Here is a 13,391-nt window from a genome sequence, read left to right as displayed (position 1 = left end):
CAACCCCCAGGAGCCGAAACTGAATTACTCAGTCCAACTCCCGGGGGTCAGTTCAACCTTCGCCCGAGGCATCCGTCGTTCTGGTGCGGGTCAGGCCGCGCCCGTGCCGCGCACGCGCGCGATGCCGTTCATGAGGTGGTAGATCACGATGGCCGCGATGGTGCCGAGCGCGATGCCGTTGAAGGCGATGCCGGCGCCGGCGTCGAACGTGAAGTTCGCGATCCCGATGATGAGCGCGGTCGCGGCCGTGAACTGGTTGACGGGCTTCGTGAAGTCGACCCGGTTGTCGAGCCAGATCTTCACGCCGATGATGCCGATGAGGCCGTACAGCGCGGTCGTGACACCGCCCAGCACCCCGGGCGGGATCGTGTTGATGAGCGCACCGAACTTCGGCGACAGTCCGAGCAGCACGGCGATGATGCCGGCCACCCAGTAGGCCGCGGTCGAGTAGACGCGCGTCGCGGCCATGACGCCGATGTTCTCGCCGTACGTCGTGGTGCCCGATCCGCCGAAGAAGCCGGCGATGGTCGTCGCGAGCCCGTCGGAGAACAGCGCCCGCCCGGTCGAGGCGTTGACCGACGGGTCGGTCATCTGCGCGACGCCACGGATGTGGCCGACGTTCTCGGCGATGAGCACGAGCACGACGGGCAGGAACGCCGGGAGCAGGCCCCAGACGGCGGTGTCGGCGAACGGGTTGGCCGGCAGGTGGAAGGTCGGCAGGCCGACCCAGGCCGCCTCGCCGACCGCCGAGAAGTCGACCTCCTGTTGCACGATCGCCGCGACGTAGCCGACGACGACGCCGACGAGGATGGACATGCGGCCGAGGAGTCCGCGGAAGAGCACCGACGCGACGAGCACGGCGAGGAGCGTGATCGTCGCGGTGATCGGGGCGAGCACGTAGTTGTCGCGCGCGGCCGGCGCGAGGTTGAACCCGATGAGGGCGACGATGGCCCCGGCGACGACGGGCGGCATGAGCCAGTCGATCCATCCCGTCCCCGCCCACTGGACGACGAGGCCGACGAGCGCGAGCAGCACGCCGACCGCGACGATGCCGAAGAGCGCCGCGCCCATCGGGTCGTCGACCTGTGTGGCCGCGGTCGCTGCGGTGATCGGCGCGATGAACGCGAACGACGAACCGAGATAGCTGGGCACACGGTTCCTCGTGATGACGAGGAAGAGCAGCGTGCCGATGCCGGAGAAGAAGATCGTGGTCGCGGGCGGGAACCCGGTCAGGATCGGCACGAGGAAGGTGGCGCCGAACATGGCGATGACGTGCTGGGCGCCGAGGCCGATCGTGCGGGGCCAGGAGAGGCGTTCGCCGGGGGCGACGACGGCATCGGGTGCGACGTCGCCGCCGTCACCGTGCACGGTCCAGGGCAGGGGCATGGGAGGTCCGTTTCAACGAGGGGGAGTGGATCGATGCGATGGTACCGGTCGCGCGCCCGCGGCAGCGTGATCGGGCCTCCCGCCGCGCCGATGCGGGGGATAGCCCCATGTCGCGAGGCGCGGCCGGCTCGTAGCGTGGAGACATCCACTCAGGAAGGAAGCCCACCATGACCACCGCCGCCGGAACCGGCATCCCCGCCCAGCCGTACGTCGAGACGAACGGCTTCAGCATCGCGAGCCTCGTGCTCGGCATCGTGTCGATCTTCGCGGGGTTCACGTTCATCGTGCCCGTCGTGGGTGTCGTGCTCGGCGTGCTCGCACTCAAGCGCGAGCCGGCCTCGCGCACGATGGCGATCTGGGGCGTCGTGCTCAACGCCGTCATGCTCGCGGGTGCCGCGCTGTTCACGGTCGGGGCGCTCGTGTTCGGACTCGTCATGCTGCCGTTCGCGTTCATCTGACCCGGCCGCGATCCGGCCGGGGATCCGGCCGCGACCCGGCCGCCCGGATGCGGGCATGCCCCCTGCGGGCATGCCCGCATCTGCATGCCCACGCGGGTAGGCTCGAGGTGAGCCGACGGGTACCCCGCCGGCGCATCGATCCACCTGGTCGTGCGGCGATCCCGCACGGCCGAGAGGCAATGGAGCCCACCGTGTCGATTCCGACGTTTCACCCGCCCATCGAACGACTGGAGGCCAGCGTGCAGCCGGCGCCCGACGAGCCCACCCGGACCGAGACCGACTCCCTCGGCTCCGTCGACGTTCCGGCCGACGCCTACTGGGGCGTGCACACCATGCGGGCGCTCGAGAACTTCCCGATCTCGAAGCGTCCGATCTCGGTCTACCCCGACCTCGTCGTCGCGCTCGCGCAGGTGAAGCAGGCGGCGTCGCGCGCGAACCGCGAGGTCGGCGTGCTCGACGCGCAGAAGCAGGCCTGGATCGACGAAGCCTGCCAGCGGATCATCGACGGTGAGCTGCACGACCAGTTCGTCGTCGGCGTCATCCAGGGCGGGGCCGGCACGTCGACCAACATGAACGCGAACGAGGTCATCGCGAACCTCGCGCTCGAGATCGCAGGGTACCAGAAGGCGCGTTACGACGTGCTCCACCCGATCGACGACGTCAATCGCAGCCAGTCGACGAACGACACGTACCCGACGGCGATCAAGCTCGCGATGACGAGCTCGCTCACGACGATGCTCACCGAGCTCGATCTGCTCCGCATCTCGTTCGGGCGCAAGGGGCGCGAGTTCCACGACGTCTTGAAGGTCGGGCGCACGCAGCTGCAGGACGCCGTGCCGATGACGCTCGGGCAGGAGTTCCACGGCTTCGCCACGACGCTGGGTGAGGACATCGCGCGGTTGCGGGAGACGATCAAGCTGCTCTCCGAGGTGAACCTCGGCGCGACCGCGATCGGCACCGGGATCACGGCCGATCCCGGCTACGCCGCCGCGGCGATCCGCCATCTCAACGAGATCACGGGTCTGCGGCTCGAGGCCGCGCCCGACCTCATCGAGGCCACGAGCGACACCGGCGTGTTCATGACGTTCTCGAGCGCGCTGAAGCGCAGCGCGATCAAGCTCTCGAAGATCTGCAACGACCTGCGCCTGCTCTCCTCGGGCCCGCAGGCGGGCCTCGCCGAGATCAACCTGCCGCCGCGGCAGGCGGGTTCGAGCATCATGCCGGGCAAGGTCAACCCGGTCATCCCCGAGGCGGTCAGCCAGGTGGCCTATGCGGTCGCCGGGGCCGACGTCACGGTCATGATGGCCGCCGAGAGCGGGCAGTTGCAGCTCAACGCGTTCGAGCCGGTCATCGCGCACTCGCTGCTGCAGTCGATCACGTGGATGCGTCAGGCGTGCTGGACGTTGCGCGTGAACTGCGTCGACGGCATCACCGCGAACGTCGAGCGGCTCGATGCGATGGTTGCGTCCAGCGTGGGCGTCATCACGGCGCTGATCCCGTTCATCGGCTACGCCGAGGCGTCGAAGCTCGCGAAGGAGGCGCTGCGAACGGGTCGCGCCGTCGCCGACCTGGTGGTCGAGGCCGGGCTCATGACCCGGGCCGACGTCGAACGGCAGCTGCTGCCCGCGCGACTCTCCGGGGTGGCCCCCATCACGCAGGCCGTGCCCGTGATCGAACGCCAGGGCGAACCGAGCGAGTAGCGCGCGAGCGGCTTGCTCACACCACCCGGCAGTGGGTGGTGAGCGAGCCGATCCCCACGACCGAGACCGTGACGGTCGAGCCGTCACGGAGGAAGACCTGCGGTGACCGCGAGTAGCCCGCACCGCCGGGGCTCCCGGTCGAGATGAGGGTCCCGGGCGGGATGGTCGCCGAGCGCGACAGGTAGGCGATGATCTCGGCGACGCCGCGAACCATCTCGTTCGTGGACGCGTCCTGGAGCAGGTGCCCGTCGAGGTTGGTGGTGAGCCAGAGGTCTTGCGGGTCGGCGACCTCGTCGGCGGTGACGACGACCGGTCCGGTCGGCGTGAACCCGTCGAACGACTTGCAGCGCGACCACTGGGCCTCGCTGAACTGGATGTCGCGCGCCGTGATGTCGTTGACCACGGTGTAGCCCCACACGTAGTCGAGCGCGTCGCGCACGGACACGTTGTGCGCGGGCTTGCCGATGATGACGCCGAGCTCGGCCTCGTAGTCGACCTGGGTCGACAGGTCCTCGGGCCAGGTGGTGGTCTGCCCGTGGCCGGAGAGCGAGTTCGGCCAGAGCGAGAAGATCGTCATGGCGGACTCGGAGCGCAGCTTCAGCTCGCTCGAGTGCGCGGCGTAGTTCGCGCCGATGGCGATCACCTGCGGCGGGCGGAGGACGGCCGACGCGTGACGCAGTCCGTCGAGCGGCACGAGCCGGCCGTCGTCGACGGCGGCCGCGGTGGCCTCGCGAATGGCCTCGAGCGCTCCGGGGCCGCGTTCGATGAGCTCTTGCAGGTCACGCGGGGCGTCGGGCATCGTCTCGTCGAGGAACAGCGCGGACTCACCGATCACCATCGCGAGCCGGGGGGTGGGGTGGCCTTCGACTCTGAGATGGGCGAACTTCACCAGTCAAGGCTAGCCGTCTGTATCGATTCGTTACGACTCGGCGCACGGTGCCGCGCTCACGCGCTCGGGCGCTGCGCCGCGCGCCAGAGGTGCATGGAGGCGTAGCTGCGCCACGGGGCCCAGGGCCGGCCGGCTTCGGCGAGGGCGGATGCATCGCCGGGGAGTCCGAGGCGCTCAGCGCCGTTTCTGAGCGCGAGATCGCTGACGAGCAGCACATCGGGGGCACGGGTCACGCGCATGGCGACGTATCCGGCGGTCCACGGACCGATGCCGGGCACCGCGAGAAGGTCGGCCGTGAGCTCGTCGCGGCTGCGCTCGGCGGCGACGACGAGGTCGCCCGAGGCGAGCCGCTTCGCGACGTCCACGATCGTGCGGATGCGGGCCGCCGGCCCGCGCAGCACGCGTCTCCCGTGGGCGGCGATCGCGTCGGCGGTGGGGAAGAGGAGCCGGGCGTCGCCGTCGAACAGCGGTTCGCCGAGCTCGGCGGCGAGCCGGGACAGTGCGGTCCTGGCGGCGGCCACCGAGACCTGCTGGCCGATGAGCGCGCGGATCACGAGCTCGTGGGGGTCGAGCGTGCCCGGGAGCCGGACACCGGGGGTCGCCGCCACCGATCCGGCGAGCCGCGCGTCGGCGCGCAGCGCGGCGTCGATCGCGACCGCGTCGGCATCGAGGTCGAACAGGCGGCGGACCCGGGCGACGAGCGGGGGCAGGTCGGCGAGGCTCGACAGCCTGGCCTCGATCTCGAGGCCGTCGCCGGCGTCGGCGAGCACCACGACCGCGGGCCCCGCGGGGAGCCGCAGCGTGCGCTCGTACCGGTGGGAGTCTGCGAGCTCGACCCGGTCGATCGCGCGCGCCGCGAGCCAGGCGAAGACCCCGGTGCCGTCGAACGGCGTGCGGGCGGGGAGGCGGAGCCGGACGGTGCCGACCTCGCGGGCCGCGCCGCACACGGGGCGTTCGATCGGCATGTCGTGGATCGCGAGGAACCCGGGACGGCCTCCGGAACGGACGATGTGACCCGGCCTCTTGCGCGCGGCGTCACGGAGCTCGACCGGGCTGCGTTCGTAGACGGAACGCATCGTGTCGTTGAACTGCCGGATGCTGCCGAAGCCGGAGGCGAACGCGACCTCGGAGACGGAGAGGTCGGTGGCGCTCAGCAGTGCCCTCGCGACCTGGGCGCGGTGCGCGCGCGCGAGCGCGAGCGGGCCCGCGCCGAGCTCGGAGGTCAGCACGCGCGTCAGGTGCCGGGGTGTGTAGCCGAGCCGGGCGGCGAGCCCGGGCACGCCCTCGCGTTCGACGATGCCGTCGGAGATCAGCCGCATGGCGCGCGCCGCGAGGTCGTCGCGCAGGTCCCACTCGGGCGAGCCGGGCACGGCGTCGGGGAGGCAGCGCTTGCAGGCCCTGAGCCCGGCCTCGTGCGCGGCCGCGGCCGTGAGGTAGAAGGTGACGTTGCGCGGCTTCGGTGCGACCGCGGGACAGCTCGGACGGCAGTAGATCCCGGTCGAGCGCACACCGGTGATGAACTGCCCGTCGAAACGCGAGTCGCGCGCGAGCATCGCCCGGTAGCGCGTGGCGAAGACCGGGTCGTCGAGCGGGTCTTCGGCGAGCTGCGGTGCGGTCATGCCCACAGCCTCGCACGCGTTTCCGAGTGGCGACCAGCGGGAATCGGACATCAGCCGGGCAGCCGTCACGAGGGGATCTGACCCGCCACGGGGCATCCGTCTCGATCACGCCGACTTCCATAACCAGCCGTAGGCTGACCGCATGCCGAACGACGTTCTCACCCACCTCCGGCGTGCGCTCGGAGCATCGGTCACGACCGACCCGGCCGTGCTGCGCGCGGTCCGCGAGGACCGGTCGGGACTGATCAGCCCGGCGACCGCGATCGCGGTGGTCCGGGCGGGATCCGTCGACGAGGTGCAGGCGACGCTCCGCATCGCGTCGCAGACCGGCACGCCCGTCGTACCGCGCGGCGCGGGCACGGGGCTCGCGGGCGGCGCGGTCGCGAGCGAGGGTGCGATCGTGCTCGACGTGTCGCGCATGAACCGGATCGTCGAGATCGACGAGGCCGACGAGCTCGCGGTCGTGGAACCCGGCGTGCTGAACGGCGACCTGAACGAGACGGTCCGACCGCTCGGGCTCTGGTTCGCCCCGGACCCCGCGAGTCGCGCGATCTCATCGGTTGGCGGGAACATCGCCACGAACGCGGGCGGTCTGCTGTGCGCGAAGTACGGTGTCACGCGCGAGGCGGTGCTGGGACTCGCGGTCGTGCTGGCCGACGGCCGCCTGCTGCGCACCGGTCACCGTACGGTTAAGGGCGTCACGGGCTACGACCTCACCGCCCTCCTCACGGGGAGCGAAGGCACGCTCGGCGTCATCGTCGAGGCGACCGTCCGGCTCAGGCCGATCCCGCCGGGGGAGCCCGTGACGCTCGCGGCCGCGTTCTCCGACGTCGAGGCCGCCGCGGTGGCGTGCGCGGGCATCGCGGCGGCACGCATCCGGCCGGCGCTGCTCGAGCTCATCGATCCGGCCGGGGTCGCGCGCGTGGCCGAGTACCTCGGCGCCGACGCGCTCGCGGGCACGCCGCTCGAGACGCTCGAGCCGGGCGAGACGTTCCTGCTCGCCCAGGCCGACGGTGCGGGCGCAGCGGATGACGCGGACCGGATCGCGGCGGTCTTCGCCGAGTCGGGCGGTCGCGTGACACGGTCGACGGATGTCCCGACGGGGGAGCGGCTGCTCGCGATCCGGCGTTCCATGCACACGGCGCTCGCGTCGCGGGGGCAGGTGCTCATCGAGGACGTCGCGGTGCCGCGGTCGCGGCTGCCCGAGATGTTCCGCGCGATCGAGCAGATCGGCGTCCGGCACGGGCTCGAGATCCCGACCCTCGCGCACGCCGGCGACGGCAACCTGCACCCGAACTTCGTGTTCGAGGGCGACGAGGTGCCCGCGCAGGTGTGGGCTGCGGCCGACGAGCTGTTCCGCGTCGCGGTCGCGCTCGGCGGGACGCTCACGGGCGAACACGGCGTCGGCCTGCTGAAACGCCGGTGGCTGCGCGACGAGCTCGGCGACGACCAGTGGCAGCTGCAGCGTGAGCTCAAGCGCGTGTTCGACCCCGCCGGCATCCTGAACCCCGCCGTGATGTTCGAGCCCGAGGCGCCGTCGGCGGCCGAGGCGGTCGCCGCGTCGGGGCGTGCCTCGGAGGCTGAGGGGCGAGGACCATCCCGATGAGCGTCGTTTCAGGCGAGCCCGCGCCCGGCCGGGTCGCGAGCCCGCGCTCCGGGGCGGGCGCGGTCGTGTTCGCGGTGCTCGGCATCGCGCTCGGCGGGCTCGCCGCCCTCCTCGTGATCGCGTATCTGGCGCTCGCGCTGGGGCTTTCGACGCTCGTCGTGGGGTCGCTGCTCGCGTTCATCCCGCTCATCGCGGTGCTGCTGGCGATCAGGTGGGTGGACCGGTGGGAGCCCGAACCGCGCTGGGCGCTGTGGTTCGCGTTCCTCTGGGGCGCCGCGGTCTCCGTGGCGATCGCGCTGATCGTCGACCTCGGTGTGCAGCTGGCCGTGGCCGCCGTCACGCCGGGCGGTGCGCCGGACGAGGCGCTGCAGGCTGTGGTGCAGGCGCCGGTCGTCGAGGAGGTCGCGAAGGGACTCGGCGTGCTGCTGCTGTTCGCGTTCGCACGCGCGCACTTCGACGGACCGGTCGACGGTCTCGTGTACGCCGCGACGGTCGCGGGCGGGTTCGCGTTCACCGAGAACGTGCTGTACTTCGGGGCCGCGCTCGTCGAGGGCGGGGCCGCGGGCCTCGGCACCACGTTCGTCGTTCGCGGCATCTTCTCCCCGTTCGCGCATGTGCTGTTCACGGCGTGCATCGGGCTCGCATTGGGGGTGGCAGCCCGGCGGGGCGCGTCGGCGGGAGCCGGCGGCTGGTTCCTGCTCGGCCTCGGCGGTGCCATCGCGCTGCACGCGCTCTGGAACGGGTCGCTCGCCTTCTCGGGCGATGCGATCGGGCTCTACGTGACCGTGCAGGTGCCGATCTTCGTCGCCGCGATCGTGCTCGCAGTGTGGCTGCGACGCCAGGAGGTGCGGATCACGCGCGCGGCGCTCGCCGAGTACGCGGCGGCCGGCTGGTTCCACGCCTCGGAGATCGATCTGCTCGCGACGACGCGCGGGCGCCGCGACGCGCTCCGGTGGGCGCGCGGTATGCGGCCGCCGCGCGCCGCCGAGATGCGACGACTGATCACGGATGCCACGCACCTCGCGTTCGACCGACACGCGGTGGCGACGGGCCGGCGCCGGCGAAGCGACGAGGCGGCGCTGCTCGCCCGGATCGCCGCTGACCGCGCTGCGCTGTCGGCGCGGTGAGTCGGCGGGTCCAGACCCGCGACGAACCTGCCCGTACACAGCCCTGCCGGTACACAGCGAAACTCGCCGCCCCCGGGGTGTGGCACTGCCGACAGCCGGCGGGGGGCGGCGAGTCCGTGGATTCCAGACTGCCTCGCGTTCGCGGTGAGCGCAAGGCCCCCTGGACATCCGTCCTCGCGTGGACAGCGGCGGAGGCATCCGATTGGATGGAGGCATGACCGACACCAATAGCAAGCCCGAGATCGACGCGCCCCAGGGGCCGGCACCCACGGAGCTCGTGATCGAGGATCTCGTCGTGGGCGACGGCGCGGAGGCGACGCCCGGTTCGACGGTCGACGTGCACTACCTGGGCGTCGAGTACGACTCCGGCGAGGAGTTCGACTCGTCGTGGAGCCGTGGCCAGTCCATCAACTTCCCGCTGTCGGCGCTGATCGCCGGATGGCAGGAGGGCATTCCCGGCATGAAGGTCGGCGGCCGCCGGAAGCTCACGGTCCCGCCGAACAAGGCGTACGGTCCGGCGGGCGGCGGACACCGCCTGAGCGGGCAGACGCTCATCTTCGTGATCGACCTGCGCGGCGTGAGCTGAACTGCGATCCAACGAACCGCTGAAGGCCGCCGGGGTGTCCCGGCGGCCTTCAACGTTCGAGGCCCGGCTTCGCCCGGCGCGGCTCCGCGGTCTCCCGGACGCGGTCGACGAGGTCGCGCCACGGCCCGGTGAGCTGTCGTTCCTGCAGGGTCGCGTCGTGCGGCGCGCAGCGGATCCGGTAGACGTATCGATCGGGTTCGCCGGCTGCGGGCCGGGCCTCCTGCCAGGGAAGGCGGCCGATGAGACCGACCCAGGCCTCCCGGTCGGGTTGGTCGTCGACGTCGACCTCCCAGATGAGGAGCAGCCCGGCGAGCCCGCCCGACCTCGACACCGACAGCAGCATGGGGCAGATGCTACGCCGGTTCACCGCGCGGCGCCCACCGGCGACGCTCGATACGCCCGCGATCAGCGTTCGGCCGGGGTGACGCCGACGCTCGTCCAGCCGTTCGCGACCGCGAGGTGCTCGGCCGAGCCGTCGCCGAAGAGCGTCTTCGCGACGCGGACCGTCTCGCCCGCGAAGTCGTCGAACCCGGCCGTGGTCGCAAGCCGGCCACTCGTCAGAACGTCGTACCAGATGCGGCCCGTGCGTTCCCAGGCGAAGCCGCCGAGCTCGCGTGAGGCGAGCGCGAAGGCGCGGTTCGGGATGCCCGAGTTCAGGTGCACGCCGCCGTGGTCTTCCGTGGTGTCGACGTACCGGCTCATGTGGTCGGGTTGCGGGTCGCGGCCGAGCACGTCGTCGTCGTACGCGGTGCCGGGCGCGAGCATGGAACGCAGCGCCCGCCCTTCGACGGCGTCGGTAAACACGCCCTCGCCGATGAGCCAGCTCGCGGCCTCGGCGTCCTGTCCCTTGGCGTACTGCTCGACGAGGGCGCCGAACACGTCGGCGAGGTGCTCGTTCAGCGCACCCGACTGCCCTTCGTAGCGCAACTGTGCGGTGTGGTCGATGACGCCGTGGGTGAGCTCGTGGCCGACGACCGACCGTGAGTCGGCGAATCCGCGGAAGATTTCGCCGTCACCGTCGCCGAACACCATGCGCTCGCCGTCCCAGAACGCGTTGTCGTAGTGCTCGCCGAAGTGCACGGTGGCCTCGAGGGGTCGCCCGGCCCCGTCGATGGAGTCGCGGCTGAACACCCGGGCGAACAGCTCGAACGTCTCACCCAGCCCGTCGTACGCCTCGTCGACGGCGGCGTCGCCGACCGGCGGCTGCCCTTCGCGGCGCACGATGCGGCCGGGGAGCGTCTCGGTGTGCTCGGCGTCGGAGATGCGCCGGTCGGGCTGGGGAGCGGTACCCGGCGCTGCCGCCGGCCGCTCGTCGTGCACTTCGCGCTCGGCGCGGAGGAAGGGCGGCACCGAGGTCGAGGCGCGCAGCTCCCGGATCGGCGCGTCATGCCGCAGCGACCGCTGTGCGGCGTCGCTCGCCACGCGGTACCGCGGGTCGTCGATGGCCGCGAGCCGGCGGAGCAGGTAGGGCGGGACGATGCCCCGATGCATCCGTCTGGTGTTCATCGTGTGCGCCCGCCGCGTGGCGGCGTCCGCCCCCTGTGCCTCCGTCATGTCTCGATGCTGCCATGCGCCGCCCACAGCGCACGCCGCGCGCCGCGCGATTTGGCGAACCATGGTCGCGGCGGCGAAGCTGGGGGCGTGCCCACCGCGATCGAGTCGCCGCCAGCGGTGCGGACGCATCCGATCGGCCTGATCCCGGCCGGGCTCGTGTGCGCCGCCGCCGTGCTGCTCTTCGGCGTGATGATCCCGCTCGCGGGGTATGCGGTGCTCGCGCTGGGACTCGTCGGCGCATGGCTCACCGACCGATCGGGGCGCACGAGCCGGTTGTTCGCCGACCTCGCGCTGATCGCGATCGGTCAGCTGATCATCTCCACGATCTCGCTCGAGGCCGACATCAGCTATCCGAACATGGCGCTCATGGGTGCGGTGCTCGGGCTCGCGGTCGCGGTGCCGTACCTGATCTCGCGCTTCGTCTACCGGGAGCATGTGATCCGGTTCCCGTGGCGGACCGGTCAGCGCTGGACGCGTGTGCAGTGGACGTACCTGCTGCTCGTGACGTTCGCGGGGTGGTTGATCCTGCCGTTCTACTTCATCAGCTCCGGGGTGTACACGAACTGGCCGACGGTGATCGCGCCCGACGAGATCGCACGCCTGTTCGTCGGGGTGAACGCGGTCGGCACCTGGGATGAGCTGTTCTTCATCTGCACGGTGTTCGCGCTGCTGCGCCGCCACTTCCCGGACTGGCAGGCGAACCTGCTGCAGTCGGTCGTGTTCGTGTCGTTCCTGTGGGAGCTCGGGTACCAGTCCTGGGGCCCGTTGCTCACGATCCCGTTCGCGCTGATCCAGGGCTACACGTTCAAGCTCACCAAGTCGCTCACGTACGTGCTCATCGTGCACCTGATCTTCGACGCGGTCGTGTTCGCGGTCATCGTGTACGCCCACAACGGCTGGCCCGCGATCTTCCCGTTCGCGCCGGCCTGAGCGGCGCGAGGCGACGGGGCACCGCGCAGTTCGCTCGCGACCCGTCAGCGCTGCTCAGAACGGCGGGGGAGCTTCGTCCGGTGCCGGTGCCGGTGCCGGTGCCGGTGCCGGTGCCGGTCCGGGTCCGGGCCCTGCCCGGTCACTTGACGCGCCCCCGGTGGTTGGCCCGGCCCCGTTGCTTGGCCCGGCCCCGTCGCGTGGCCCGGCCCTACCGCTCGCTCGGGCCTCCGTACCGGGGCCGACCGGTGTGAACGGCCGTTCCGGCAGCGTGCGCAGCACATGGCCTGCCGGGGAGGTCCACCGCATCACGCCGCCCGCTTCGTGCTCGACGCGCCAGCCGCGCTCATGCTTCAAGCGATGGTGATGGCGGCAGAGTGCCGCGAGGTTCGAGGCGTCGGTCCGTCCGCCCCGTCGCCAGGCGACGGTGTGGTCGAGATCCCCGACGTCGGCGCGGCGCGTGCATCCTGGGAACCGGCATCCGCCGTCTCGCACGCGCACGAACCCGGCGAGGTCGGCGGGGGCGCGGTACGACTCGCGCCCGTAACTGAGCGCCGCGCCCGTCTCCGGGTTCACGAGGATCCGGCGCAGCGACGGGGCGTGCCCCGCGAGCCGCCGTGCGGTCTCGGCGTCGATCGGACCGTACCCGTCGAGATCGGCCGGCTCGTCGTCGAGCCCCAGCAGGGTCAGCATCGGCACGGTCACGGTGATCCGCGGCTGCACCGCGCCCGTCGTAGCCAGGCTCGCCCGCGAGCGTTCGTCGTCGGGCAGCACCCCCGCTAGCAGGAGGTCGGCCGCGAGATCGGCCGCGCGCTGGGCCTTGGTCCGCGGATCACCTGGCCGCTCGCGCGCGGCCAGCGCCCCGACACGCGCTTCGATCGCGAGCGCACGCTCGGCCTCGACGAACAGACTCAACCAGGCCATGCCGTCGGGAGCAGGCTCGACGCAGATCCGCCGATCCTCGGCGGCGCGCGAGCGGCGGACGGTCAGCGACTCGGGATGCATCCGCTCGCGCACCCGGCGCATACGGCGCCGCACCTCTGAGTTCGTCGAGACGACACCTCGCTGCGTTGCGGCCGTCGCCGCGTCGAGCGCGACCTGCTCGATCGCGTCGGCGACCCGCGGCGGCACGCCCTGCGTGAGCTCGAGCACCGACCGGACCTGGGTGAGCGCCAACGCACCCGACTCGAGTGCGTCGAGCGTCGCGCTGCGCGGGCCGGTCAGGCGTTCGGCCTCGGCCACGAGTCGTGACGCGGATGCCTCGTGCTGGCCGAGCGTCGTCGCGAGCTCGGCGACGAACGAGCGCATCGACAGGTCCCGTTCGCGCGCCGTGCCCGAACCCGTCACGCCATCGACGACGGTCGCCAGTTCGCGAGCCCGCTGAATCCGGTGGTATTGATCGGCCTGGATCTGCCGGATCATGCCATCGAACGCGGAGATCGCCGCGAGCTCCCATTCGAGGGCACTCGCGGGCCGCGTCTCGATCGCCGAATGCATACTGACATCCAACCAGCACCCACCGACATCCGGAGTCGGGAC

Annotated in this window: 12 protein-coding genes; 6 read left to right on the top strand and 6 right to left on the bottom strand. The window is 71.7% G+C overall.

From position 1 onward, the window contains the following. Nucleotides 1–90: 90 nt before the first annotated feature. Nucleotides 91–1,386 (bottom strand): uracil-xanthine permease family protein, encoded by a 1,296-nt coding sequence (locus RH864_RS14685; protein WP_310518307.1) that lies wholly within the window; start codon nucleotides 1,384–1,386, stop codon nucleotides 91–93. Nucleotides 1,387–1,553: 167 nt separating this feature from the next. Between RH864_RS14685 and RH864_RS14680 the strand changes: the two genes are divergently transcribed. Both RH864_RS14680 and RH864_RS14675 read left to right on the top strand, forming a co-directional pair. Next, complete coding sequence (locus RH864_RS14680) at nucleotides 1,554–1,844, top strand: DUF4190 domain-containing protein (RefSeq protein WP_310518306.1); 291 nt, start codon at nucleotides 1,554–1,556, stop codon at nucleotides 1,842–1,844. Between the two features lie 239 nt (nucleotides 1,845–2,083). Next, entirely contained in the window at nucleotides 2,084–3,544 is a 1,461-nt protein-coding gene (locus tag RH864_RS14675) for an aspartate ammonia-lyase (RefSeq protein WP_310518314.1), read from the top strand. Nucleotides 3,545–3,560: 16 nt separating this feature from the next. Here RH864_RS14675 and RH864_RS14670 read toward each other — a convergent pair whose 3' ends face one another. Together RH864_RS14670 and RH864_RS14665 are read right to left on the bottom strand one after the other, a co-directional pair. Beyond that, nucleotides 3,561–4,433: a fumarylacetoacetate hydrolase family protein gene (locus RH864_RS14670; RefSeq protein WP_310518305.1), complete on the bottom strand. Its 873-nt coding sequence runs from the start codon at nucleotides 4,431–4,433 to the stop codon at nucleotides 3,561–3,563. 56 nt (nucleotides 4,434–4,489) lie between these two features. Beyond that, a complete protein-coding gene (locus RH864_RS14665; protein WP_310518304.1) occupies nucleotides 4,490–6,052 on the bottom strand; it encodes an AlkA N-terminal domain-containing protein in 1,563 nt (520 codons plus the stop codon). A gap of 142 nt (nucleotides 6,053–6,194) precedes the next feature. Between RH864_RS14665 and RH864_RS14660 the strand changes: the two genes are divergently transcribed. The 3 genes from RH864_RS14660 to RH864_RS14650 all read left to right on the top strand — a co-directional run bounded on the left by RH864_RS14660 (nucleotide 6,195) and on the right by RH864_RS14650 (nucleotide 9,371). After that, nucleotides 6,195–7,658, top strand: coding sequence for an FAD-binding oxidoreductase (locus RH864_RS14660; protein ID WP_310518303.1), 1,464 nt, complete (start codon nucleotides 6,195–6,197; stop codon nucleotides 7,656–7,658). Beyond that, nucleotides 7,655–8,785 carry a PrsW family intramembrane metalloprotease gene (locus tag RH864_RS14655; protein WP_310518302.1) on the top strand — a complete coding sequence of 377 codons (1,131 nt, stop codon included), beginning with the start codon at nucleotides 7,655–7,657 and terminating at the stop codon, nucleotides 8,783–8,785. The genes RH864_RS14660 and RH864_RS14655 overlap by 4 nt, the downstream gene beginning before the upstream one ends. A 214-nt stretch (nucleotides 8,786–8,999) precedes the next feature. Then, complete coding sequence (locus RH864_RS14650) at nucleotides 9,000–9,371, top strand: FKBP-type peptidyl-prolyl cis-trans isomerase (protein ID WP_310518301.1); 372 nt, start codon at nucleotides 9,000–9,002, stop codon at nucleotides 9,369–9,371. A gap of 49 nt (nucleotides 9,372–9,420) precedes the next feature. Here RH864_RS14650 and RH864_RS14645 read toward each other — a convergent pair whose 3' ends face one another. Together RH864_RS14645 and RH864_RS14640 are read right to left on the bottom strand one after the other, a co-directional pair. Further along, nucleotides 9,421–9,714 carry a protealysin inhibitor emfourin gene (locus RH864_RS14645; protein ID WP_310518300.1) on the bottom strand — a complete coding sequence of 98 codons (294 nt, stop codon included), beginning with the start codon at nucleotides 9,712–9,714 and terminating at the stop codon, nucleotides 9,421–9,423. A gap of 62 nt (nucleotides 9,715–9,776) precedes the next feature. Further along, nucleotides 9,777–10,862: a M4 family metallopeptidase gene (locus tag RH864_RS14640; RefSeq protein WP_310518313.1), complete on the bottom strand. Its 1,086-nt coding sequence runs from the start codon at nucleotides 10,860–10,862 to the stop codon at nucleotides 9,777–9,779. A gap of 150 nt (nucleotides 10,863–11,012) precedes the next feature. Here RH864_RS14640 and RH864_RS14635 point away from each other — a divergent pair, with 150 nt between their 5' ends. Continuing rightward, nucleotides 11,013–11,855 carry a CPBP family glutamic-type intramembrane protease gene (locus RH864_RS14635; protein ID WP_310518299.1) on the top strand — a complete coding sequence of 281 codons (843 nt, stop codon included), beginning with the start codon at nucleotides 11,013–11,015 and terminating at the stop codon, nucleotides 11,853–11,855. Nucleotides 11,856–11,909: 54 nt separating this feature from the next. Here RH864_RS14635 and RH864_RS14630 read toward each other — a convergent pair whose 3' ends face one another. Continuing rightward, nucleotides 11,910–13,349 (bottom strand): HNH endonuclease signature motif containing protein, encoded by a 1,440-nt coding sequence (locus RH864_RS14630; protein WP_310518298.1) that lies wholly within the window; start codon nucleotides 13,347–13,349, stop codon nucleotides 11,910–11,912. Between the last annotated feature and the right edge of the window lie 42 nt (nucleotides 13,350–13,391).

The sequence above is a fragment of the Agromyces aerolatus genome (genome assembly GCF_031432255.1).
Classification (GTDB): Bacteria; Actinomycetota; Actinomycetes; order Actinomycetales; family Microbacteriaceae; genus Agromyces.
This window is presented reverse-complemented; position numbering and strand designations above follow the sequence as displayed.